The sequence below is a fragment of the uncultured Algoriphagus sp. genome (assembly GCF_963974835.1).
Lineage (GTDB): Bacteria > Bacteroidota > Bacteroidia > Cytophagales > Cyclobacteriaceae > Algoriphagus.
Window position 1 is genome coordinate 241,202 of sequence record NZ_CAXBET010000003.1, and the last position, 24,410, is coordinate 265,611.

Genomic DNA, 24,410 nt, shown 5'->3' on the forward strand with positions numbered 1-24,410 from the left:
AGCCAAAGTTTATTTGCTCAGACAGTCTATAGAAATGAAATGGGAGGCATTATTTCGAAGGATTAATTTGAAGAGCAAATTCTCAACGGGCCTTATTTTGGCGTACCAGGTAATGGAGATGAAAAGGTGCTCATCCACCGCATGCCATTTGGACAGGTAGAGGCTGAGTTATTTTACCATGCATTGGATATGCAGCAGACTTTGAAAGCAGGCAAGTCATTAGTAGTCATCTACTATCCTGGCAAGGATTGGTGTAATTCTACCATTTCTACCACTTCTTCCTCTCTAAAAAAAGAGCATGAATCCATTGTGAAAGCAGTGGGCATGCAAGGTGTTGCAGATCCAGTTTATATTTATAAAAGTAACGAGGGCTTAGACAAATATGAAGGCATAGTGGCTTGGAGAGCTGATCCGGATAATATTTTCGAGAAGACATTCTTTCGTTTTCCATATCCTTGCCGTAGTTTTGTTGTCATCCATCCAAGTGGTGCTTTTAGATCCATTTTGGGGGAATATCCTAATTCCCAAATCACCCAAGCGCTAAAGGTGCTCAATAAATCTGCAAAGAAATAAATGGAATATCTGATCAGAAAAGCAAATTTCGCTGACTTGATTTCCTTATTGGAATTAGCCAGGGCTTCATTTATACAGGCATTTACCGAAGGAAATAAAATTGAAAATGTGAATGCCTATTTGGAGGAGGCTTTCACGGAAGAACAATTTTCGGAGGAAATGGAGAATCCGGCTTCCGTATTTTTTCTATTGGAAGTGGGAAGAAAGCTGGCTGGTTATGCTAAAGTTAATTTTGTGCCTGCCCAAACTGATCTTCAGGATAATTCCAGTTTGGAAGTAGCCAGATTATATCTTCTGGACGAATTCATAGGATTAGGTTTGGGTAAGATCCTGTTTAATCACACGATTAATTTTGCCAAATTGAACCGGAAAAAATACCTATGGCTCGGAGTGTGGGAAAAGAATAAGAGGGCAATCAAATTTTATGAAAAGCATGGATTGAGTATTTTCAGCTCGCATCCTTTTCCTTTTGGGGATGAAATCCAGACTGATTTTTTGATGCGAATAGACTTTTGATAAAGTCTAGGCTATTTTAAGATCCATTTCAAAGAACATGCAACTTGTAATTTTTGCATTTTCGCAGCATATCTTGCTCCTAGGGCATGGTAAGAATCCGAATCAAAATGAGTACTGTCACCTTTGTGATTCAAACCTTCTGCGGTAACTAGTTCAATACATTCATCTTTGTTGGCAATTTGATTTATGGTTGCATTCATGCTTTTAGCAGAGGAAGCTTTGGAGTAAAAAAAATAGCCGATTTCACCTATCACAATAGGAATGGATTCAATTCCCAAATCTGATTTAAGCGAATCAATCATAGCTTTGAATTTTTCTGGATAACCTTTTACGTTCGCATCTGTATTAGAATCCGCTTCCCCCTGATGCCATAGAATACCTTTCAGCGTACCGGTTTCCATTGCTTTTTTAGCTCTCCGAATCATATCATCGTAGGGGTATGAATTTGTTTGTTGATATAGCGAATCGGCAAACCAATAATTGATTGAGCTGCCTCCGACTGCAGTGGGAATTAGGCCTATGCTTATCGCATTGTTTTGATTTGCCATCACTTTCCCAAAAGTCAGACCCAAACCAGTTCCTGCTACAGGCTTATCAAAGTGCATGGGATCCTTTGCCAAAACCCAATTCCCAGCTTTATTTAACATGAATACCCGTGGGTGTGTAAGTGTATCTATTGATTCGACTTTGCCTCTTCCAGCCATGTTGGATTGTCCCATGAGAAGGTAGAGGTGTAGATTTTCCTTTGAAATTCTGCTGTCAGAGTCTTTTGTAGCTATACTTTTTCCACTGGAGCAGCCTAAAAATAGGAATCCAAGGATGATAAGTAATAAGTATGATACTTTCATTTTGCGGTGATTTATGAAGAACATTGCAGATGCATACTATTTAGAAATAGGAAAGAATTGCTTGGGAGATCAACGCATGTCCTTTCTCATTTGGATGATTTCCCTGAGACATGAAGGACCTAAGTTTTCTGTTTGATTTAGCTTTCTTTTTAAATAGCTCATAGCTGTCAACTAAGCCGATTCCATATTTTTCCGATAATCCCCTTATTTGATTTGCATGCTGATCTAATATGGTGTCATCTTCCTGTATATCTATTTCCTGATCGGGAGATGGAGTTAAAAGAATTACTTTAATATCCATTTCCAGCGCTTTCTGAATCATCGACTCCCAAGCAATTTTGGCACTATCCAGACCGATCCTGCGATCGTTTAGCGCATAGTCTATGAAGAGCACATCTGGATTATGGTTCAATACTTCTGATTCAAAACGGCTGGCACCACTTTTAGAATCTTCACCTCCGATAGCTGTATTGATCAGATTGATTACTGCAAATGGATATTCTGCAGTTAGTTCCTTGTAAACCAAAAATGGATAAGACTCCAGGGAGTTTACGATCGGAGTTTTGAAATAACCGGAAGGCACAGAATGGCCGTGAAAAACCAAATTAATTGTCTTGTTTTCAGGCCATTTCTTTTGCAGCTCGATTTTCAACTCGCTCAAATAATCAGACTTACTCTGTTTGGATTGAAATGATAGGAGGAAAATTGAAAGTAGAGAAATGTAAAAAAGCTTCATTCCAGAATTGGTTATATGGGTTGTTTGAAAGGTAATTTAGTGAAGTTCGAGATGAGGAGCTATATTTTTTCTATAGGAAAATGATAGTATGCCAAGAGTTATTCAAGACTCCACAGGACAGATAGGTTTTATATTTCTTTCTATTTTAGAAGCTATGAAAAATAATCTGTCGCTGCGAAATCTTCTCTTTTACCTATTTTTTCTCGTAGGTTCTTCAGCTTTTGCGCAGCAGGATAAACCCAATATAATCTTTATCCTCACGGATGACCAGAGATGGGATGCACTAGGTTTTTCCGGAAATGAGATCATCCAAACTCCTGAAATGGATAAGTTGGCGGAAGAAGGAATCTATTTTAAAAATGCTTTTGTCACCACACCTATTTGCGCAGCGAGTAGAGCCAGTATCTTGACAGGGCTTTATGAGCGAACACATGGATATACATTTGGAGAAGAGCTAGAAGAAAGTTACGCTCAGAATTCCTATCCAAATAAATTGAGGAGATTGGGATATGAGACAGCTTTTTTCGGGAAGTTTGGGGTGAATTATCCTGGATTTTCGGAGCTATTTGATGTGGGAGATAACTATGATCGAAATGGGAAATTCGATGATAGGAGAGGATATTTCTATAAAACCATTGATGGAGATACTGTTCATCTTACTAAGTATACTTCTCACCAAGCACAGGAATTTATCAAAGCCCAAGCAGCTGGAAAACCTTTTATGCTTTCCCTGAGTTTCTCGGCTCCGCATGCCCATGATCCTGCCGAAGATCAGTATTTCTGGTCCGAAGATGTGGACCATCTGTATGAAGATGTCACGTTTCCAAAGCCCCTTTTAGCTAAGCAAAAATTCTTTGATCAGCAGCCAGATTATGTGAGGAAAGGGGAGAACCGTACGCGGTGGCATTGGAGATATGATACGCCGGAGAAATACCAGAAAAGTATGAAGGGCTATTATAGAATGATCTCCGAAGTGGATCTGGAAATCGGTAAAATCCGCAAGACACTGGCCGAAAAAGGGATGGCAGAAAATACAGTAATAATTTTCATGGGAGATAACGGATATTTCCAGGGAGAGCGTCAGCTAGCGGGAAAATGGCTCATGTATGAGAATTCTCTTCGCGTTCCTATGATCATTTACGATCCGAGAAATCCTGGTCATCGAACGATTACCGACTTTGCTTTGAACATAGATATTGCTCCGACTATTCTAAGTTTTGCACATGGCACTGCCCCCGATATCTGGCAAGGTATAAGTTTGGCAGACTATGTGACCGGGGAAAATCCGGCGATTGATAGAACGGAATTCGTGGCAGAGCATCTTTGGAAAGTGGCTATCATTCCGGCTAGTGAAGGGATAAGAACCAAGGATTGGAAATACTTCAGATATCAGGATAATCCTGAACATGAAGAACTTTACAATCTGCTGAAGGATCCTTTGGAGAAAAAGAATCTGGCTGGAAATCCAAAATATCAGGATATACTCAATGAGATGAGAAACAGATTTGATGAGAATTCTAGGAGACTTTTTGAGAATAGATCCAAGTAGAGATTTAAAAAGGAATCACTCTTTGAATCCTGGCCCTTTCACCACTTGGCCTGGCAATGCGCCGGTATGCTCTCCATTATCAAGTACTTGCTTTCCATTTACGAAAACATGAACCATCCCCGTGGCATATTGCATAGGTTTGTCGAAAGTAGCGTGGTCCTGGATGGTAGCGGGATCGAAAATCGCCAAATCCGCAAAGTACCCTTCCTTAATGGCTCCACGTTTTTTGATTTTCAAATTGGTTGCAGGTAGAGTAGTCAGTTTATAAATAGCTTCTTCCAAAGAAATTATTTTTTCATCCCGAACATACTTCCCAAGCAGTCTTGAGAAATTGCCGAAGGCGCGGGGATGATAACTCGATTTTAAAAATACTCCTTCAATAGCATACGATCCTGCATCCGATCCAAAACTCATATATGGCAAGGCTATCTGTTTTTTCACATTTTCCTCAGACATCAAAAAGTAAATAGTCCCGACTCGACTTCCATCCTGAACCACTAGATCCATAGCCGTTTCTTCCGGAGATGTATTTCTCATTTTGGCTACTTCAGCAAGGGTTTTCCCTGCTAAGTATTTCAAGCTATCGTTATTAAATCCCACCAAAATAATTTTATCAGGACCTTCCACCGCCTGCATCAGACTTTCCCATTCGTCCGTGGGGGTGCTCATTTCTTTCAAAACTTTTTTCCGGATAGCCGGATCCTGTAAACGCTCAGCCCATTTATTATATCCTCCTTCCTGTACCCAAGGAGACATGGAGGCGTCCAGTCCTGTAGCTCCTGCCACGTAATTGTACATGTCTGCGGTAATCTGCAAACCAGCCGATCTCGCTGAATCAATTTTGGCCACAACTGCATCATATTTATTCCAGTTTGCGCTGCCACTTTCTTTAAGATGGTAAATTTCAGCACGGATTCCTGCTTCATCTGCTATCTGAATTAATTCATTCATGCTTTCTAAAAGCCTTCCACCTTCACTTCTCATGTGGGAAATATACATGCCGTCGTATTCCGCAGCGACTTTGCACAGCTCGATCAACTCTTCTGTGCTGGCGTAAAAGGCAGGCGCATAGATCAAAGAAGAACCAACTCCAAGTGCGCCTTCTTCCATAGCCTTTCTCACCATAGTCTTCATGGTATCCATTTCTTCCGGCGTAGGGGCACGATCTTCATAGCCAACCGTGTTGATCCGGAGAGTAGTGGCGCCAACGAAAGAGGCAACGTTTGGAGAAATTCCTTTTGTCACCAAAAAGTCTAAGTATTCACTGAGACTTGACCAGGAAATAGGAAATTTTATGTCACCCTGGGATTTTTCCTCAGAGGCTTTCATTTCTGCGTTGAGAGGGCCCATGGACCAGCCTTCGCCAAATACTTCCAAAGTTACTCCCTGCCGAATATCGCTTTGGGACTTCCCATCTTCGATCAGGGATTCAGTTGCCCAGCTCAGCATATTGATAAATCCGGGAGCAACCACTAATCCGCCCGCATCAATCTCGACGTTCGATTTGGCAGCAGACAAATCTCCGATTGCTGCGATAGTATCCGCTCTGATTCCTACATCGGCCGTGAAAGAATCATTTCCTGAGCCGTCAACTACCTGCCCGTTTCTAATAATTACATCGTAAGATTCAGGACTGGTACAGGCTGTGAAAAGGCTAATAATGAAAAAATATCGAACTGGTAATTTCATGGTTTTGAGAGTTTCGTATCAAAATAGTAAAACATCTTTATTTACTAAGTCCCTTTTGATTCATTATATCAGCCAATTCTATTGCGCATCCCCAAGCAACGGTAAATCCTGCCCCTCCATGCCCATAATTATGAAACACATTGGGATAAAATGGATCAAACTCAAATCTGACTTCATTTCGCCTCGGTCTAAATCCTACAATCTCTTCGAGGATTTCTGGTTTGTCTTTTACACCAGCAAGCTTTAATCGTTCTAAAATTAATGCAGTATCCTTCGGATCAATTTCCTCATTCCAATCATTCTCATAATCCGTCCCGCCAACAATGCAATCTTCACTTCTTTGTATGACGTAGCTTAGCGCACCTTTATTAAGTGTGTTGGCGAAGGAAATAAGAGGCAAACTAGCACAGCGAAGAATTTGTCCACGCATAGGATGAAGCGCATTATCCTGGCAGAGCTTTTTTGCCCCCAAACCCGTGCAATTGATCACGTATTTGTCCAATTTTGACGTCTCAGATAGGGAAATAATCTCTTGCTGATAAAAGCTTCCTCCATTATCCAAAAATTGCTGGAATAAATTGGGTAAGTATTTCAAGGGCTCGGCAAGAGGCACTATGGAAATAAAAGCTTTTTCCATTCCATCGGGAAGCTCATTTGAAAAAGCTTCTCGCACCCGTCCCTGAGGTAATTGGCTAGTCCAGTCGGTATTACTTTCAGCGTTATAGGCAGTGATAAACGGAATAAAAGATAAGCCATTATTTTCTGTATGCTCAGACTCATATCTTTCGTAGGCCATCCTGGCCCAAGCATTTGTTTTCTCCTTAGGAAGGATCTCAAAAGGAAACCAAATCGCCCCAACTTTGCTTGAAACAGTCTTGTCGAACTTCTCTCTTGCAATTATCTTCACCTGAAATCCAGCTTCCTGTAGCAGTATGGCGGAAGTCAGGCCGACAATTCCCGACCCTACGACTGTTACCTTTTTCATGGTGCAGCAATTTTACTTTTTTGTGGCGGTGAAAGTGCCGTTAGGTTGGATAAGTAGCATATTCAAAATTTCTTCTGTTTCTTCAAACCGAACTTTAAATCCTGTCAATCCTTTGATCGCAAATTCATTTTCTTTGATTGGGATTAATGTATACTCAGGTTGTCCAGGTACTAAAAGTTTTAATTGCCCGTCATTAATGGATATTTTAAGATTTGCTCCTGAAAGAGCGTATATACCCACGTAGCTTTCCAGCTTTTCTTTCGACACAGAAGCTTCTTCTGGATTTCTGGTGAAAGGGATGGGATCAACTGTTGGCTCAAATTTTAGTTTCACCTCTGAGATATCCCCAGCGTCGTTGGTCTGGAAATTGAAATTTACAGGGAAGCTGGATTCCGCTTTTAATTTCCCATTCTTCATCATATGCGGTAAAAAAATATCGTAATGCCTGTGGCCCAGGTACATTTTTTCTCGAGGAAATTGCGCCCAAAGTGAATCATTTTCGAGCAGGATTTTAAAAATCCCGTATCCGGGATTTTGGTAATTACCTGTGTATTCAGCCAGACTGTGAGAAGGTTTTGTATTGGATATCGTGCTGGATTTTTCTGCTTCCTTTGATTTTTCCTGCTGTTTTTTGGATTCCTCCACTTTGCCGAGATGGTAAGCTTTCCAATCTGTTTTATTCAGTCCTAAAATCTCATCGGCAATGGCATTTCTGGCCAAATCAGGAAGAGCAGACCCGTTCTGATTAGTTAGCACCACTATACCTAAACTGTCTGTTGGAAAAAAGGAAACATTCGCAGAAAACCCATCAATATTTCCTCCGTGCTCCAGGCGGTAATGGCCCTTATAAGAAGAAGTGAACCATGCGAAACCATAACTATTCAGATGCTGGTCGGGGAACTGTTTGTCACCGATACCGCCACCGACTAGCATTAGAGGATTGATAGCTTTTTCCACATAAGCCTCAGGTAAAATCTGAGTGTCGTTGAATTTACCTTTATTCAGCCATACACGTACCCAATTAGCCATTTCCTTAGCGCTGCTATTGATACTTCCAGCAGGGCTGATCGCCGCTATGTCATAATAAGGCATCATAGTGTTGGTTTGGAAATTTTCCAAGGAATAGCCTTTTGATATGTTCTTTTGACTAATGAGTTCTGTTATACTTGTGTTTGAAGTAGCCATCTGAAGCGGTAGAAAAAATCTCGTTTTGATGTTTTCTTCCCAGCTTTTTCCGGTCAGTTTCTCAGTGATCAAACCTTGAGCGAGGTACATGAAATTATTGTAATACCATTGACTACGAATCCCGGTGAAAGGTTCCTGGTATTTCACTCGGGCGATCAGGCTATCTTTGTCATGAGTAGGAAAAAGATACCAGGAAATATCATGCCTTGGAAGGCCGGTACGGTGACTGATCATATCTATGATCGTGACCTGATTATTTAGATCGTCATTATAAAATTCAAGTTCAGGAAGGTATTTCCTCGGACTATCGGTGAATTTCAATCCTTCTTCATCCTCCATTATACCAAGCAAGGCGACCGTAAAAGCCTTTGAGGATGATCCTATCGCGTACAGCGTGTTTTCATCCGCTGCTAGTTTGTTTTCCAGATCCCGATATCCAAATCCTTTGCTGTAAATCAGTTCGTTTCCCTGAACGATTGCCACAGAAAATCCGATGGTCTGGGTGGCTTCCTGAAGTGATTTTAGTGTTTCGTCCAGTTGTTTTTGATCGAATTTGACTTGCGCAAAAACAAAGGAATTACAAAATAAAAAAAGGAGAGAAAGTAGTCTTGTTTTCATTAGAATAAGTCATGTAAGCTATGAAGATATTAAACTGAGCAATACTTTGGAGCATATCTTCCAATAGGAATAGAAATAAGTATGCTGTACAGTGTCCTGGATGCCGATTCCTTTACCGATAAGCTACATGCTAATTATCCGAAGATTCGCTGGGTGGAGACTTACGAGAGTGATTATGATTAAGTGTTTGTGGGGAATAAAGCCGTTCAAAGACCATGGCATCCATACATTAAAAACTTATTAGCGAATTGTTATGGAGATTCTGTAGGGGGTAGAAAAGTAAGATATCGAAGGATAAAAATATTAGGTGAAAGTTGTTAAGAAGTAATTAATCACACAATTCTGCTAAGAATTTTATTAAACTCATAATCAATGGGAGTTGAAACTGTAATAGGTATTTATCCATCTACTTCTCTTTTAACGCTTGCCCGTCAAACTTAATACCTTCCCATCCGGTATGGATAAAATTGCGGATATTTTGATGGTCTGTACCATCTGGTTTTTGCAGCACATCTTTTCTGTAGAAATCCCCAAATAAAATTAGCGTTTCTGATGGGCTTAAGTCATGAAGTTTGGCAAACGAAAAAATCTTGCAGCTACCATTGTTTTGTCCAGCCTCATTGACAAGTGATCCATTGATAAACCGGGTAGGAGTAAAGTCGTAATTCGCATCTATATAAGCGATCACAGCAGAAAATTCGATAGTTCCGGGAGAAGTTTTGATTAGGTCTAGGATTTTCATAGGAATGCTGATTTGAATGCAAGATGGGGAATTTTTGAAAAATTTTAATGTGCTTATTCCCTAATTCTAGCCTACCGATTTGTCCGTCAGATAGTACTTTAATTCTCCATTTTAGAATGTTTTTTACCCTGCAGGGTTTTCAATAGGATTTTATAGATTTTGTGAATTAGATTGACCGTGATTGCCAAGTATAATCTGTGGCGTTAAAATCCAAGTTATTCGAAGTCATTACACCTCTTTGATTAGCACTGCAATAAAGGTTGATAATCAAATTTTAGGTAACCGCGCCAAATCAATTCCTTGATAACGCGAGGTGGTTTAGGATTTGATATTTCTGGCAATTTCTTCACCGATCTCTAGCAAAGCATCACTTTCTGGCTTAGTAAAATCATAAGGTACAGGTTTAGCTATTCCTAAAGTTCCATACAGTTTGCCTTCTAACAACATAGGTACGGCGATGGATCCTTCTACTTTAGTTTCTTTAGCAGCAGGACGAGCTACACCCGAATCATCGGTTTGCAAATTGCACATTTCTACAGGAGCCTTTCGCTCAGCTGCAATTCCAGCCATTCCTTTGCCGATAGGAATGGAAGACATCTTAGGTAATAGAAAATCAGGAACTCCTTTCTGAGATTTGAGCATCAAAAGATTCGTTTCAAAGTCAAGCGTATGAAGAGTCCCAGTGGTACAGTCAAAAGCTGAAATTATATTTTCAAGCAATTCCTGCCAGTTGATTTCACCTGAAGTTTTAATAGAGTTAATAATTTCTTCTTTACTGTCCATAATATAGTAGTGAATATTTAAAATTGTTGGTTTGTCTTGCTGACAGAAAAGCGGTTTTTTTTGGATTTTGTTTCAAGGCAAATATGAGACTTTCAATTTTATACGAATGATGTATTTGCCGTTTTATTCAAAGAAATAAAGCCTAAAGTAAAGTAGTGATTTTAGTTTTCAGGACGGCCAAGATTTTTAAAAACTACCAAACCATCTTTTCCCGCTACTACTATATCTTTCCAGTCATCCCCATCCAGGTCTGCAATGGAAAAATAAAGCCCACTTCCTTTCCCTTCTCCAAGCGGACCGTAGCTGATTACATTCTTGGTGAAGGATTCCCCATTCCATTTGAAATAATATAAACCTGCGTAATCTCTTCCGCCGGGATCTTTCCCATTATGGGCACGGTAGCGCTTCCCTGTAACTAATTCATTTTGTCCGTCATTATCGATGTCTACCCATTCCATCGTATGGTACTGGGATTGATATGGATCTATTTCGTGCTTTGCAAAAATGATCTTTCCACTTTCTTTCTTTTGTTCCATCCAAAACAATCCATAACCATGTGCTTGGCCTACGATAAGATCAGCTAAACCATCCTGATTTACATCTGCTACAATCATCGGAATGCTGGCATCACCTAAATTAAAATCTGCATGCAGAATCCATTTTCCAGCTTTTAGATTTTCGGGAGCTTCCAACCAACCCTGAGAAACCACCAGATCGCCTCTTCCATCTCCATTGATATCCCCGAAACCCAGTCCATGTCCATGGGTATCTGCAACAGGATATTTTTCAAATTGAGTTGGTCCGGTCTTTTTATAATAGGCGAGAGGTTTTCCTGGTGTATTGGGTACTATTTCCATTATCCCATCTCCGTCAATATCAAAGCCTCGCGTAGTTTCAATATTTCCAGTATTGGCTATTTCATGGGTTTGCCATTCGCTTCCATCACCAGGGTTTTCTTTCCAGATTAAGGTTCCTTCAAACCAGCCTCCTGTAATAAAATCCATTTGTCCATCTTCATTCACATCCATCGGAATGGTTGAGAAATCCTCATAATACTCCCCAAATCGCTTCACCTGCCCGATCAGAAATCGATGGAGATATGCTGGACCTTTGTACCAAAAACTTCCAGAAACCAAATCCAGCGTGCCGTCATTGTCCACATCAAAAATTCCTACCGATTCCGTGCTCTCAAAGGCGATTACCTGTTTTTGAAATTTCACAGTTGTTTCCTGGGCATTTACCAGAAAGGGAGTTAAGGCAATGAAAAAGGAAAACCATCTTGTGGAAGCGTTCATGGCAAAGCAGGGTTTATGTTTTTGAAATGATAGAAAATCTGTCAAAGGGGACTCTTGTCCTCTAACTTAAATTTTCATTGTCTGAAATCTATTTTTCCATGGGATGAGCTTTCAGCAAATCTGCAGGTTGGAAAAAGCCAGTATGATCTTTGACTTCTTCACGGACTTTCTTTACCAAATCAGGAGAGATTGCCGATGCGGAATTTCCAAATGAATTTCTCACGAAGGTCAATACAGCCGCCACTTCCGAATCATCCAACATTCCTTCAAAAGGCGTCATCGGCACTTGCCCTGGATAATCTTTATCTAATACAGTGATCGGACCCATCACACCTTTAAGTACAATTTTAATTAACCTTTCTTCATTTCCAGTTACCCAAGGTGTTCCCGCAAGAGGAGGGAAACCTGAGGCTGAGAGCCCTTGTCCATCCGGCTGGTGGCAGGTGCTACAAAAGCCCTCCCTTGCATAAATTTCCTTACCCAACAAGAAAAGCTCGCGATCCGACCCTGTGAGCGATGATTTGATGTCTTCTTCTTTTTTCTCCTCTACAGAAAGTCCATTTATATGGGCGACAGCAGTTTCATAAGCGGGAGTAATCCATTCCTCCATTGGAGTGTCTTCTGCGGCTTCCAAGACTTTTACTCCTTCAATTTGAGGCAGCCATGAGGCGGCTACAATAGCCTCTAGTCTCACACGGCCATTTTCGTCTGTTGCAGCCTTGGTCAATAGTTCAGTCTGATTGTTTACCTGGTGACCTGAGTATCGTAATACTCTGACAGCTGCTGCGCGTGCTCTATAGTCTTTTGCTTCCAGCAATTGATTAAGTAGATCTTGATTGACTTGATTGATCCCCCAACTTACCCAAAGAGCTTCAAGCAGATTATGCTCATATCTTGGATCGTTTTTGTCGAGTTTTTCAGCCCAATCAGCAACTGCTTCTGAAACTTCGGCTTTATCCCTTCCACGTAGTTCTCTACGGGTTCTATACCTGGTTCTGTATTCGGGGAGTTTCAGGTTTTCCAAAAGATCAGGAATACTTGCACCATCAATTTTGGCTGGAGTGAGTAAAGGTCTGGAAGGATATGTAATTCTGTAAATCCGTCCATGCTGGTGATCTCTGAGTGGATCACGGGCATTGTGCTGCATATGACCGATCAGGATATTGTGCCAATCAACTAAATAAAGAGAGCCGTCAGGTGCAATCTCCATATCTACCGGGCGGAAGTTTCTGTCTGTAGAGGAAAGAAGATCCTGTCTATATTTAGTACCAAAACCAATTTCCTCATCTATCATCTGATGCTGTTTAGTTCCCAGAAAGCCAATTGTGTTATTGATAATCATGTCGCCTTGAACATCATCAGGAAAATGTCTACTATAAATAAACTCTAGACCGGAAGTGGGACGCACCATTTGATCCTTTTGAATCAGGTTGGCACCTTTATCATTTGCATTTCCATAGCGTGGTAATACAGAACCAGGCTCCATCCAGTTGACATTTGGACCGGAAGTTTCGGCATAAAAGTTTTGCCCCCACTCGTCAAAAGCAATACCCCAGGGATTTGGAATGCTCACCTGGGCCACGCGTTCCAGCTTATGCCGGGCGGGAGTATATCTATAAAATCCCCCATTTGTCGCGCGAACAGGTCCGTATGAAGTCTCCACGTTAGTATGTAGGAATACTCCTTCTGCCATATAAATAGATCCGGATTCATCTGTAGTAAAAGCTGAAATAGCATGGTGTGTGTCGTGATCATCAAACCCACTTAATAAAATTTCTTTACGATCAGCCTTGTCATCACCATTATCATCCTTTAGGATAATGAGGTTGTTTCCCTGAGAAACATACACACCTTCTGGAGCAAGTTCGAATCCAACGGGAATATGGAGATCGTCTGCAAAGACAGTTTCTTTATCTGCTTTGCCATCGTTATCCGTGTCTTCATAGATCAGCAGCTTATCGGCTGGTCTGGAATCGCCGGGCTTATAATGTGGGTAACTTGGCATGGTTGCTACCCAAAGCCGCCCTTTATTGTCAAAGGAGAGCTGTACAGGGTTTGCAAGATTTGGCCATTCTTCTTCCGAGGCAAAAAGCTCAATTTTGTATCCAGGAGCTACTTTCAATTTGGAAAGGGCAGCTTCTCCATAGAGATATTCCAAACTTCCGTTTTGTTCAGGATTATAATTAGTCTCTACTTCAGGAAGTTTTTTCGTCTTCGCGTCGGCAGCTGCGAGATCTTTCTTTTCACCATTATTTGCCATCCATATTGCAGTGTCCCGAATGGCAGTCATCTGACGGATTTTCTCCAACTCAAATGGATAATTGTCAGGACCAAATGGATCGTACCTCCTTCCGAATACGTGCACACCATTCGGAATCTTATAGTCATTTCTCCAAAACCAGTTTTTCTCCTGAACCGCTTCATGAACCAACTCCCTATTAGCTTCACTTTTGATTTTTGTTTTGCCAAAAATCTCGTCTGCCAATAGTACTGCAAATTTCCTGTAGCCTGCTTCGTTCAGTTGAGATCCATCGATCGTAAGATCTTCTTCCGTTTCCAAATACCATTCTTTGCTGGGATTAAAGGCGTCTACGAAGAGAACATGATTTTTTTCAGCAATCTCTTTCATTGCTATGGTGTAGAGATTCAGATTTTCATTCTCGGTTTTCCCGTCCGGAACATCTATTTTCTCAGATAAGTCTTCAAATGCAATGGGAGATACGATGACAAGCTTTGGGGATAATGTATCGTGATATTTCTGTCGTTGTGTGTGCTTGATGAAAGCATCCAATTCAGCCTTATAGTTTTCCAGTCCATCCACTCCTTGAAATGATTCATTGTAGCCAAAGAAAGAAATGATGATATCAGTTTGAAGTCGAGTCAGCCATTCGTCTGGTTTTTCCAGATGTCCTATACTTCCTGATGGAGTGGCATACTCGACTTGATAATTCTCAGCTCCTGGGAATGCCCAAGGATCATTAGTTCCTGATCTAGGTCTGAATCCAGGCGTATCGCCAGGGTCAGAAAGATTTCGGATATAGAGATTCTTTTCCGGGTTCCTGAGATGCATCTCCGTCTCAAAGCTTCCATAATCCATCATTCTGGAGCCTAGATTATTTCCTATTAAAGTGATTCTTGAATTTGGCTTTAATTCTATCGTTTCCTTTTGGGTGCATTGAAAACTCAGAATTCCTAAAATAGATAGGATAAAGAGGTTATGTAGATTTTTCTTAAGCATTTTTGGATTACTAAGGAATGAACTCTAATAATAGGGAATAACGCTGGAATTATCAATTGAGAACCTTCGACGAGAAGTATAGGTTGGGTTGGGTGGTAATATGTATATATGGTGTAATAATAATTATATATAAGAGGTAAGAGTTGTTCTTATATAGATGGTAATACAATCATTATTTAATAAAACTATCCTGTTCTATCCTGATTTATTTTAATTATTTTAAAATTATATAAGGTAGTATAATTCAGGATGGTACAGGATAGAATAGGGGGCATAGAATACTTAATTGTGATAAGTTTTGTAATTAATATTTAAACCCAATCCTATGCTAAACTATTATCAAACTTTTATAAAAATCCGCAACCTAGGATTTTTATTGGCTTTGTTTATCGTGTCGGTGCCCACTTTTGCACAAACGATAACAGTAAAAGGTACGGTCGTATCTGAAGGTGACAATGAACCAGTCCCAGGGGCTCTTGTTTCTGTCAAAGGAACTCAAAAAGGAACTGTTACAGACATCGACGGTAGCTTCTCAATTCAAGCGTCTGTCGGAGAAACTTTGGTCATAAGCTTTATTGGATTTACCACCAATGAAGTAGTGGTAAATGCAAACTCCACCGATCTTCAGGTTACTTTAGGTTATTCCACATCCGATCTATCTGAAGTGGTGGTCGTGGGCTATGGTAGCCAAGTGAAACGTGAAGTAACTGGAGCGGTGCAATCCGTTGGGGAAGAGGAATTGAAAGATATGCCAGTGTCTTCTGTCGCGCAAAAACTGCAGGGTAGACTTGCGGGAGTACAGATAAACCAGACTACGGGTAAGCCAGGTCAGGGCATGAACGTGCGGATCAGAGGCCAACTATCTGTTTCTGGTGGTAGCTCTCCTCTCTATGTGGTAGATGGTTTCCCTATTACAGGAGATATCAACTCTATTAACCCAGATGAAATTCAGGAAATCACTGTACTGAAAGATGCAGCGTCTACCTCACTGTATGGTTCCCGTGCTGCTAATGGTGTGGTATTGATTACTACCAAGACAGGAAAAGTAGGTCAGACAAATGTAAACCTGAATGTGTACACAGGTTTTCAAACTGTTCCTGAAAGAGGAAGACTTGAAATGATGGATGCTGAAGAATTTGTCACATTCAAAAATGAATATTATCAGGCTGCCGGACAGGAAGTACCAAGTATTTTTCAAAATCCAGCTCAGTATAGAGGCCAAACCAACGATTGGTATGATGCCATGCTACAAACGGCGCCAATCACTTCTTACAATCTAACAGTAACTTCAAACAAAGAAAATGTAAATACAGCCATTATTGCAGGTGTATTCGATCAGGATGGAGTGGTGGTTAACTCGGACTATACCCGGTTTTCGCTAAGGATGAACACAGATTATAAAATATCTGATAAAGTAAACATTGGAGTAAATGTGGCTCCAAACTATGTGGTAGATAATACTCCGAGAACAGATGGTTCTAGAGGTACGGGAATTTTATTTAATGCTCTTCACACATGGCCAATTATGCCGATTTACGAAGAAAACGGTGAATTAACTTCCTTCAACCAGCTGCCTGCCAGTACAGGAAATATTTACGCTTATCCAAACTGGGTAAGATCCGCTCAGGAAATTACGAATCAGACCAAGCAGATGAACATCCTGGCAAATACCTATGTGGAGTGGAAACCAATTAAAGGACTGTCGCTGAAATCCACATTCAATGCTGAGGTGAGGAATTCCAAGTATTTTTGGTTTAACCCATCTACTGCAACAGCAAACATCAATGTTTCTATTCCTACAGTGGCTGTATCGATCCGTGATCATTATACCAGCTTGTCTTGGTTGAATGAAAATATCGCTACCTATTCAAAAAACATTGGAGATCATAATTTTCAAATTTTGGGTGGTCTTTCTAATCAGAGATTCAGAGATGAAAGCACAAGAATTCAGGCAGATACCTACGCTGATGATAGAATTCCAACAGTTCAGGGAGCAATTAACATAAACCGTGGAGGCACTAACTCAGGAGTAGGCGAGTGGGCACTAACTTCCCTCTTTTCTAGATTGACTTATAATTTTAAAGGTAAATATCTGTTTACAGCTTCTGTAAGAGGTGACGGATCATCAAGATTTGGCGAAGACAACCGATGGGGGGTATTCCCATCTACTTCTATTGGCTGGGTACTTTCTGACGAAGGTTTTTTAAATGCTAGCTCTACCATTTCTTTTGCTAAGTTAAGAGCAAGTTATGGGGTGACCGGTAACAATAATATCGGTAATTACACTTCTTACGCTTTGGTTAATAATACCATTAATGCCGTTTTTGGCGAAACAGTAGTGGCAGGTGCAGCAGTGACTTCTTTGAACAATAGAAATTTGGGATGGGAGACAACAGCCCAAGTCGACCTTGGATTGGAGTTGGGTTTATGGGATGATAGATTGCTTTTTACGTATGATTTCTATACTAAAAACACAACTAACCTTCTTTACGCAGTCCAGATTCCTCAAGAATCAGGATTTACTAATTACAATGATAACATCGGGGAGATCCATTTCTGGGGTCATGAGTTTTCTGTAAATACAGTAAATACTACAGGTTCTTTCCGCTGGACCACCAATGCCAACCTGTCTATTAACAGAAACAAGGTGCTTGAATTGGCAGAGGGAATTGATAGAGTGTATGGGTCATATCATATTACTCAAGTAGGTCAGCCGTTTGGTCAATTTTACGGATTGAAGAAACTTGGTAACTACATGAATCAACAAGACCTTGATAACTCTCCTATCATTCCCGGAAGATCTACTGTGGGTAGTATCAAGCTGGAAGATGTAAACGGCGATGGCGTCATTACATATGGTGGTGATAGTGATGACCGAACAATCATTGGTAACCCATTCCCGGATTTTACATACGGTCTGATTAATAATTTCACATGGAAGGGCTTTGACGCTAGTGTGGCGATATCAGGATCTCAGGGAAATCAATTGTACATGAGACATCTTTATTCTACAGCGAATTTGGATGGGGTATTTAATATGGTGGAAAAAGTATCCAGAAGATTTAAATCTCCGGAAGATCCAGGCGACGGTATCTTCGGAACTTCAACAGGTGGTGGTAATGTCACCGGAGTTGAGCGTGATTGGAACAATAGCAATTTCGTTTGGGATGCATCTTACTTGACTATCAGAAATCTTACACTTGGATACACGTTCAGCAATCTGCCAAAAACCATCAAGTCTTTAAGACTGTATGCTTCTGGCCAGAATATGTGGGTATTTACCAAGTATTGGGGTGGATCAAATCCGGAAGTCAGTATGCAGGATAACGGTGCTGGAGATGGTGGAAACCTTAGCCCTGGAGTTGATTTGTCAGGATATCCGGTACCACGTACGATCACTTTTGGTGTTAATATCAACTTTTGATATTTCTTAAAAGGATCTAACTAATCATATCAAACTCTATAAAAAATGAAAAAATATATAATTGCAATATTAGCAGCGAGTATGGGACTGACCAGTTGTGATGATTTTCTCACGGTCGTTCCTGAGACACAACTAAGTTCAGCAACGTTCTTTAAGACTGAAACCGATTTTATTCAGGCAGTCAATTCAGCATATGTTCCATTAAGACCGATTGTAAATGATAGAGCTTGGAAGCTAGCAGAAATGCATTCTGACAATACTTATTATGGTCGAAATGTATTGTTCGGTGCAGTGGATCCTCAAGAGGATTTGGCTGATTTTTCTGTACCTACAGCTAATGGAGTCACAGCAAATGACAACGTACTTCAACAATACCGACTGGATTATCAGATTATTGCGCGAGCGAATCAGGTCTTGGCACTGATAGATGAAGCTGGCATTGATCAGGAAGTTAAAGATAATGTAAAAGGACAGGCTTTATTTCTTCGGGCATATGCCTATTTTGAATTAGCTAGATATTTTGGAAGTGTTCCACTTCATCTTACTCCAGTAGCTACCAGGGAAGAATCGGCTCTGCCTCTGTCTTCCGAAGATGAAATCTATGGACAAATTATTGATGATTTGGTAGCAGCAGTTCCCATTTTACCTCCTAAATCAGATCAGCAACCTGGCCGCGTTACTTCTGGAGCAGCTAGAACTTTATTGGCAAACGTCTATATCAACCGTAAACAATGGTCTGAAGCAGAAGCAATTTTGACTCCTGTAGTAACTGGCGGTGAATACATGCTTATGCCTACTTATGAAATGGCTTTTTCAGATAATGCAGGAAATAAGAACAATGCCGAATCAGTATTTGAAGTGCAATTCTTAGAAGGATCTGCGGGACTCAATGGTAATTTTATATATCAGATGTTGCCGAGACCTCTTTTGGCCGAAGAACTTGTTCCTATCACCGGCACAAGTAACCCGCAACCTTTAGATGGTGAGGGGAATAACATTCCTACGCCGGATATTATTGCGGCTTATGAAGATGGGGATGAGCGGGAAGATGCATCCATTGGATATGTGGAACTGTCCAGTAGTTTTCGCGAAGATAAAACCTATCCATATATTAAAAAGTACGCTAAAAAGCATTCCCAGCATAATAATACGGGGACCAATTTCCCAATCTACAGATACTCAGAGGTATTGCTATTCATGGCGGAGATATCAAATGAGCTCGGTAAAGATGCGGAAGCAAGAAACTACCTGAATCAAGTAAGGGATCGGGCTGGTTTGGGTCCTGTTTCCAGTAGTGGAACTGAACTTGGAGATGCTATTTTCAGGGAAAGGAGAGTCGAATTAGCTTTCGAAAACAAACGCTGGTTTGATATACAAAGAAAGGATCTTATCGAGGAAATTATAATTCCATACGGTCAACGAATCGTAGCAAATCCTTTGGATTATTATTATCCACCAAATCAAAACTCTGTACCTAGATCAAATGTATTCACCAATCTTAATAAATTCTATGGATTGCCGGCAGCTGAGTCTGATCTAAGCCCTTATTTCTAAAACTCTTCAACATTAATTACCCAATGCCTAGGTCAATAATATTGATTAGCATTGGGTAATTTATATTTCGTGCTACTCATTTTGAAAGAAAATTAATGTGATGGAGAGCGATTATATTTCATGGGTGGTTTTATTATAGAAGAATTAATCCCCAATTTAAATTTCTAAATACTGTTATCAATTAACAATTGACCTATGCGACTCAAATATTCAATAAGGAGTTTGTTTTCATTATCAGTCATGGTACTATTCATTGTATCATGTAGCCCAGATAAAGAGAAAGAAACTCCCAAAAGGCAGCTTACCGGAAATCCTAAATTAGACAAACTCAAACTCCCTGACGGGTTTGTGGCTGAGCATCTTTTAAGTCCTGGAGAAAAAGACGAGGGATCATGGGTTGCTATGACTTTCGATGATAAGGACCGCCTGATCACAGCCGATCAATACGGGTTCTTATACCGATTGGAAATTCCTCCAATTGGGTCTGATTCCCTAGAGCCGAAAGTTGAAAAACTTATAATCGGAAATGTGGCTGAGCCCCAGGTGGGCATGGGCTACGCTCAAGGGCTTCTATATGCTTTCAATAGTATCTATGTGATGGTCAATCACAATGGAAATGAGACATTTGAAGAAAGTACGGGTCTATATAGAATTCAGGACCTGGATGGTGATGATCAATATGAATCAGTAACTAAAATCAAAGCCTTTACAGGACAGCCAGGTGAGCACGGACCACACAGTATCAAGCTTTCTCCGGATGGTCAATCACTTTACATTGTAGCAGGTAATCATACAGATGTACCTGAAATGGATGCATACAGACTTCCTAATGTTTGGCAGGAAGACAATCTTTTTCCTCTGATCAAAGATCCTAGAGGGCATGCGAATGATAGAATGGCTCCAGGTGGATGGGTGGCGAACATTGATCCGGAAGGAAAGCATTGGGAATTGATATCGGCTGGGTATAGAAATCCATTTGACATCGCGTTCAACGAAGTGGGTGATTTGTTTACTTATGATTCTGATATGGAATGGGATTTCGGAATGCCATGGTACCGTCCTACAAGAATCTGTCATGTGACTTCTGGAAGTGAATATGGCTGGCGAACAGGAAATCAAAAATGGTCACCTAATTATCCTGACAATCTTCCCGCAATTCTAAATATAGGGCAGGGTTCTCCTACGAACGTGATGTTTGGAACTGGATCGAAATTCCCTGAAAAATACAGAAATTCTCTCTTCGCGTTTGACTGGAGCTTCGGTATTATTTACTCCATGACCCTTACACCGAAGGGTGGCACTTACGAAGCTACTGCCGAGGAATTTATCTCAGGATCTCCTTTACCATTGACGGATGGTACAATTGGTCCTGATGGGGCTATGTACTTTATGACTGGAGGTAGAAGATTAGAGTCTGATCTATATCGGGTTTATTACGATGGGGAAGTCGAAGATTCTGATAAAAAGCCTTTGCAAATGGCAGACTTGCCTGCTGAGGCTAAGTTGAGAAGGGAGCTTGAAGCACTTCATGTAGATGGTGCTCCTGCTTCTGGTCTTGATTTGGCTTGGGAAAACTTGAGCAACAAAGATAGATTTGTCCAGTATGCTGCACGAATTGCTGTAGAACACCAGCCTGTGAGTTCATGGAAAGCAAAGGCATTGACAGAAACTGATCCAGCGAAATTGACCATGGCAATGATTGCTTTAGCCAGACATTCTGAAGCGGGAACTGGAACTCCAATGCTACAAGCCTTGATGGGGATTGATTATAAAAGTCTTGATGAGACAGGCAAACAGAATCTACTAAGAGCTGTAGAGTTGATCCTAGCGCGACAGGGAGAGCCAGCAGGTTCTGTGAAATCAGATTTAGTGGCCTACTTGGATGATAATTACCCTGCAAATAACAATAATCTTGATCGCGCATTGGCAGTTCTTTTATCTTACCTAGATGCGCCGGATGCTGTAGAAAAGACGCTGGCATTGTTAAAGTCATCCAAAGACGATCCTGATTACCAAAAGACTTTCTCAGCCTCTTCAGATTTGATCATGAGAAATCCACAATACGGACTGGACATTGCGAATATGCTTGCGAATGTGCCTCCTGCCCAGCAAACTTATTTGGCAACGGTCCTTGGTGGAGCTGAGGCTGGTTGGACGCCAGAGTTGCATGAGGAGTATTTTACTTGGATTCAGAATGCTTTCAAGTACAAAGGCGGTCGAAGTTATGTTGGATTTATTGATAGAGCTAGGAAAATGGCTCTTGCACATGTCGCAAAAAATGAATTTGACAAATACAATGAGCTTTCCGGCGCAGCCTTGTTGACTGGAAATGGCAATGATTTAGTAAATACCGATATTGAGCCAGAAGGCCCTGGAAGAAGATGGACTGTGGAGGAAGCTGAGCCGCTAATGGCAAATTTGAGTGGTAGAGATTTAGCTAAAGGCAAAGCAATGTTTGCAGCCTCTCAGTGTCAATCCTGTCACACTTTAGGTGGAGAAGGTGGAATTATAGGTCCTGATCTTACTCAATTGGGAACTAGATTTTCTCCAAAAGACATTCTGGAAGCAACTATTAATCCTAGTGACGAAATTTCTGAGCAATATGTAGCCAGCGTGCTAGAGCTAAAAGATGGAAGTTCAGTTATGGGAAGAATTATCAATGAAGACGAAACTAGCTATTCAGTTTCCCAAAATCCTTTCTCGCCTGATGTGCTTCGCAAAGTTGAAAAGAGCAATGTGGTCCTAGTTAAAGATTCCAAGATCTCCATCATGATGCCTGGAATGATCAACAGATTGAATGAAGAAGAGCTGAAAGATTTGATGGCTTACCTCATATCAGGAGGAAAAGCGGACCATCAAGTATATCAAACTAAAGCCCAAGCTGAAGAATGAAAAATCTATTAAAATCTAAATGGTTAAGAGTGGAAGCGCTCAGTGTGGGAGCTTTGATGGTGATTGGATTGGTGAATTGCCAGCAGCCTGCAGAGAGATCTACTTCCAGCATTGAGCCCATAACTGAAAGTGAAGCAAGTTTTAAATCCATTTTTGATGGTAAAACCTTGGATGGTTGGGAAGGTGATCCGGTTTATTGGACTGTTCAAGATGGAGCAATTACCGGAACTATCACTCCTGAGACGCTTTTAAAAGCAAATACTTTCCTGATTTGGCAGGGTGGACAGCCTGGAGATTTTGAGCTGAAAGCTGAATTTAAAATCTCAGAAAGTGGCAACTCAGGAATAAACTATCGAAGTGAAATGGTGGAAGATGTGCCCTTTGCTTTGAAAGGTTACCAAGCAGATATTGATGGTAAGAATAATTACACTGGCCAGAACTACGAGGAGCGTAAGAGAACAACGCTTGCATACAGAGGCCAAGAAACAAAAATTTTACCTCAGCCTGATGGAGTAGAAACGCGTGAATATGTTGAGCGAAATGCTTGGAAAGGTCTTAATGTAGAAAAGGAAATAGGAGATCGTGCAGAACTTGGTTCATTGATCAAAGCCGGTGAATGGAACAGTATTCACATAGTGGCTAAAGGCAATGTGATAAAACATTATGTAAATGGTCAGCTGATGTCTGAGGTACACGATGAAGACCCAAAAAATAGAGTGGAATCAGGTTACCTTGGTGTACAGGTTCATGTCGGACCACCGATGACAGTCCAATACAAGGATATTATGCTGAAGCAATAATAGAATAATAAGATTATTAGTATAAATGCCCCTGCTGAAAAGTAAGGGGCATTTTTTGTTTATCCCTGACTCGGAATTTTTACACTTTTCCCTAATCCGAACGCTTACTGTACTAAGCCTGTTATAAAAATAGCTAGCGTTACCTCTTTCCAAAGGACTCTTTACTAGCAAATCCAAAAATCAATTTTATATACTACCAAACCACTATTTATGAATTACCATATTAACATTAATAAAGTAACAAATGTCGACGAATTACCTGGAAGTTGGAGCAATCAGGATTTAATAGAATTACTTGATCGATTTGGTTTTCCGGATGCATCCAATTCCAATCCAGCGGAGCTGAAAGAGTTGCTAAATATGGCAATCTCAGATTTTGAACCAGCAGAAGCTGCTGCGATTGTGCTTGACTATCGACTTTCTGACACCCTCAATGAAGGCCAAATAGATCAAATGTCGCATGATATGCTTTTGGATAAAATTTCCGAAGAATACCCGCAAATCGGCCTACATCATCAGCTTTTCAATATCAACCAGCTTTTGCATAAGGCTTATAATGGAAAATTTCCTAGTGCAAAAGCTACAATAGCAGAATTTGAAATTACTAGCGAGGATACTGGCGCTGAAGAAATTACCAAAGAGGTTGTGTTGAAGGCTTTACAGCATACGCTGAATGACAGCAATTTGATCAAACGTCTTTTCTCAGATCAATTGGAAGGAAAAGTCAGTTTCGATGAAGCAGAATCAATCATTTGGGTTTTGAAAAAAATTGAAGGGCAACAATATCAGCTAATCACCTCCGAATACTGGATTGCTACAGATGAGTTTCTTGAGGCTGAATTTGATGCAGAAGTTCAGATGTTTGTGGAAGAAGAAAGCGAAGGGTAATTGTTAACCAGATGTTTTCCAGTTTAATGAATGTTTACTGACTGATACTCTTGGCTTTATTTTAAGAATTACAATTGGCCCACGTTGAAACACTT

At 40.6% G+C, this 24,410-nt stretch carries 17 protein-coding genes; 8 read left to right on the forward strand and 9 right to left on the reverse strand.

Features of this window, described 5'->3' with window-relative positions:
* Nucleotides 1–126 precede the first annotated feature (126 nt).
* Both AACZ73_RS09155 and AACZ73_RS09160 read left to right on the forward strand, forming a co-directional pair.
* Complete coding sequence (locus AACZ73_RS09155) at nucleotides 127–573, forward strand: hypothetical protein (protein ID WP_339877253.1); 447 nt, start codon at nucleotides 127–129, stop codon at nucleotides 571–573.
* On the forward strand, nucleotides 574–1,089 hold the full coding sequence (locus tag AACZ73_RS09160) for a GNAT family N-acetyltransferase (RefSeq protein ID WP_339877254.1): 516 nt from the start codon (nucleotides 574–576) through the stop codon (nucleotides 1,087–1,089).
* A gap of 11 nt (nucleotides 1,090–1,100) precedes the next feature.
* Here AACZ73_RS09160 and AACZ73_RS09165 read toward each other — a convergent pair whose 3' ends face one another.
* Nucleotides 1,101–1,937, reverse strand: coding sequence for a sialate O-acetylesterase (locus AACZ73_RS09165; protein ID WP_339877255.1), 837 nt, complete (start codon nucleotides 1,935–1,937; stop codon nucleotides 1,101–1,103).
* A 40-nt stretch (nucleotides 1,938–1,977) separates the two neighbouring features.
* Nucleotides 1,978–2,673, reverse strand: coding sequence for a GDSL-type esterase/lipase family protein (locus AACZ73_RS09170; protein WP_339877256.1), 696 nt, complete (start codon nucleotides 2,671–2,673; stop codon nucleotides 1,978–1,980).
* Between the two features lie 154 nt (nucleotides 2,674–2,827).
* Between AACZ73_RS09170 and AACZ73_RS09175 the strand changes: the two genes are divergently transcribed.
* Complete coding sequence (locus tag AACZ73_RS09175; protein WP_339877257.1) at nucleotides 2,828–4,222, forward strand: sulfatase; 1,395 nt, start codon at nucleotides 2,828–2,830, stop codon at nucleotides 4,220–4,222.
* Nucleotides 4,223–4,237: 15 nt separating this feature from the next.
* On the opposite strand, the gene AACZ73_RS09180 is transcribed toward AACZ73_RS09175, so the two are convergent.
* The 7 genes from AACZ73_RS09180 to AACZ73_RS09210 all read right to left on the reverse strand — a co-directional run bounded on the left by AACZ73_RS09180 (nucleotide 4,238) and on the right by AACZ73_RS09210 (nucleotide 14,757).
* Nucleotides 4,238–5,911, reverse strand: coding sequence for a D-aminoacylase (locus AACZ73_RS09180; RefSeq protein ID WP_339877258.1), 1,674 nt, complete (start codon nucleotides 5,909–5,911; stop codon nucleotides 4,238–4,240).
* 37 nt (nucleotides 5,912–5,948) lie between these two features.
* Nucleotides 5,949–6,896 (reverse strand): FAD-dependent oxidoreductase, encoded by a 948-nt coding sequence (locus AACZ73_RS09185; RefSeq protein ID WP_339877259.1) that lies wholly within the window; start codon nucleotides 6,894–6,896, stop codon nucleotides 5,949–5,951.
* A 12-nt stretch (nucleotides 6,897–6,908) separates the two neighbouring features.
* On the reverse strand, nucleotides 6,909–8,699 hold the full coding sequence (locus AACZ73_RS09190; protein WP_339877260.1) for a serine hydrolase: 1,791 nt from the start codon (nucleotides 8,697–8,699) through the stop codon (nucleotides 6,909–6,911).
* Nucleotides 8,700–9,105: 406 nt separating this feature from the next.
* Nucleotides 9,106–9,441 carry a HopJ type III effector protein gene (locus AACZ73_RS09195; RefSeq protein WP_339877261.1) on the reverse strand — a complete coding sequence of 112 codons (336 nt, stop codon included), beginning with the start codon at nucleotides 9,439–9,441 and terminating at the stop codon, nucleotides 9,106–9,108.
* Between the two features lie 318 nt (nucleotides 9,442–9,759).
* A complete protein-coding gene (locus tag AACZ73_RS09200) occupies nucleotides 9,760–10,224 on the reverse strand; it encodes a GAF domain-containing protein (protein ID WP_339877262.1) in 465 nt (154 codons plus the stop codon).
* Between the two features lie 161 nt (nucleotides 10,225–10,385).
* Nucleotides 10,386–11,519, reverse strand: a complete 1,134-nt coding sequence (locus AACZ73_RS09205; RefSeq protein ID WP_339877263.1) for a VCBS repeat-containing protein — start codon at nucleotides 11,517–11,519, stop codon at nucleotides 10,386–10,388.
* Nucleotides 11,520–11,607: 88 nt separating this feature from the next.
* Complete coding sequence (locus tag AACZ73_RS09210) at nucleotides 11,608–14,757, reverse strand: PVC-type heme-binding CxxCH protein (RefSeq protein WP_339877264.1); 3,150 nt, start codon at nucleotides 14,755–14,757, stop codon at nucleotides 11,608–11,610.
* A 325-nt stretch (nucleotides 14,758–15,082) separates the two neighbouring features.
* Between AACZ73_RS09210 and AACZ73_RS09215 the strand changes: the two genes are divergently transcribed.
* From AACZ73_RS09215 to AACZ73_RS09235, 5 genes are all read left to right on the forward strand, one after another.
* On the forward strand, nucleotides 15,083–18,181 hold the full coding sequence (locus AACZ73_RS09215) for a TonB-dependent receptor (RefSeq protein ID WP_339877265.1): 3,099 nt from the start codon (nucleotides 15,083–15,085) through the stop codon (nucleotides 18,179–18,181).
* Between the two features lie 45 nt (nucleotides 18,182–18,226).
* Entirely contained in the window at nucleotides 18,227–19,735 is a 1,509-nt protein-coding gene (locus AACZ73_RS09220) for a RagB/SusD family nutrient uptake outer membrane protein (protein WP_339877266.1), read from the forward strand.
* A gap of 240 nt (nucleotides 19,736–19,975) precedes the next feature.
* Nucleotides 19,976–22,627 carry a c-type cytochrome gene (locus tag AACZ73_RS09225; protein ID WP_339877267.1) on the forward strand — a complete coding sequence of 884 codons (2,652 nt, stop codon included), beginning with the start codon at nucleotides 19,976–19,978 and terminating at the stop codon, nucleotides 22,625–22,627.
* Nucleotides 22,624–23,427 carry a DUF1080 domain-containing protein gene (locus tag AACZ73_RS09230; RefSeq protein ID WP_339877268.1) on the forward strand — a complete coding sequence of 268 codons (804 nt, stop codon included), beginning with the start codon at nucleotides 22,624–22,626 and terminating at the stop codon, nucleotides 23,425–23,427. The genes AACZ73_RS09225 and AACZ73_RS09230 overlap by 4 nt, the downstream gene beginning before the upstream one ends.
* A gap of 210 nt (nucleotides 23,428–23,637) precedes the next feature.
* Nucleotides 23,638–24,315, forward strand: coding sequence for a hypothetical protein (locus AACZ73_RS09235; RefSeq protein WP_339877269.1), 678 nt, complete (start codon nucleotides 23,638–23,640; stop codon nucleotides 24,313–24,315).
* Nucleotides 24,316–24,410 lie beyond the last annotated feature (95 nt).

Excerpts from the sequence above, each read along its gene's own strand:
- AACZ73_RS09160 (WP_339877254.1), top strand. The coding sequence starts at position 574 with ATGGAATATCTGATCAGAAAAGCAAATTTCGCTGACTTGATTTCCTTA.
- AACZ73_RS09165 (WP_339877255.1), bottom strand. The coding sequence starts at position 1,937 with ATGAAAGTATCATACTTATTACTTATCATCCTTGGATTCCTATTTTTA.
- AACZ73_RS09170 (WP_339877256.1), bottom strand. The coding sequence starts at position 2,673 with ATGAAGCTTTTTTACATTTCTCTACTTTCAATTTTCCTCCTATCATTT.
- AACZ73_RS09175 (WP_339877257.1), top strand. The coding sequence starts at position 2,828 with ATGAAAAATAATCTGTCGCTGCGAAATCTTCTCTTTTACCTATTTTTT.
- AACZ73_RS09180 (WP_339877258.1), bottom strand. The coding sequence starts at position 5,911 with ATGAAATTACCAGTTCGATATTTTTTCATTATTAGCCTTTTCACAGCC.
- AACZ73_RS09185 (WP_339877259.1), bottom strand. The coding sequence starts at position 6,896 with ATGAAAAAGGTAACAGTCGTAGGGTCGGGAATTGTCGGCCTGACTTCC.
- AACZ73_RS09190 (WP_339877260.1), bottom strand. The coding sequence starts at position 8,699 with ATGAAAACAAGACTACTTTCTCTCCTTTTTTTATTTTGTAATTCCTTT.
- AACZ73_RS09195 (WP_339877261.1), bottom strand. The coding sequence starts at position 9,441 with ATGAAAATCCTAGACCTAATCAAAACTTCTCCCGGAACTATCGAATTT.
- AACZ73_RS09200 (WP_339877262.1), bottom strand. The coding sequence starts at position 10,224 with ATGGACAGTAAAGAAGAAATTATTAACTCTATTAAAACTTCAGGTGAA.
- AACZ73_RS09205 (WP_339877263.1), bottom strand. The coding sequence starts at position 11,519 with ATGAACGCTTCCACAAGATGGTTTTCCTTTTTCATTGCCTTAACTCCC.
- AACZ73_RS09210 (WP_339877264.1), bottom strand. The coding sequence starts at position 14,757 with ATGCTTAAGAAAAATCTACATAACCTCTTTATCCTATCTATTTTAGGA.
- AACZ73_RS09215 (WP_339877265.1), top strand. The coding sequence starts at position 15,083 with ATGCTAAACTATTATCAAACTTTTATAAAAATCCGCAACCTAGGATTT.
- AACZ73_RS09220 (WP_339877266.1), top strand. The coding sequence starts at position 18,227 with ATGAAAAAATATATAATTGCAATATTAGCAGCGAGTATGGGACTGACC.
- AACZ73_RS09225 (WP_339877267.1), top strand. The coding sequence starts at position 19,976 with ATGGTACTATTCATTGTATCATGTAGCCCAGATAAAGAGAAAGAAACT.
- AACZ73_RS09230 (WP_339877268.1), top strand. The coding sequence starts at position 22,624 with ATGAAAAATCTATTAAAATCTAAATGGTTAAGAGTGGAAGCGCTCAGT.
- AACZ73_RS09235 (WP_339877269.1), top strand. The coding sequence starts at position 23,638 with ATGAATTACCATATTAACATTAATAAAGTAACAAATGTCGACGAATTA.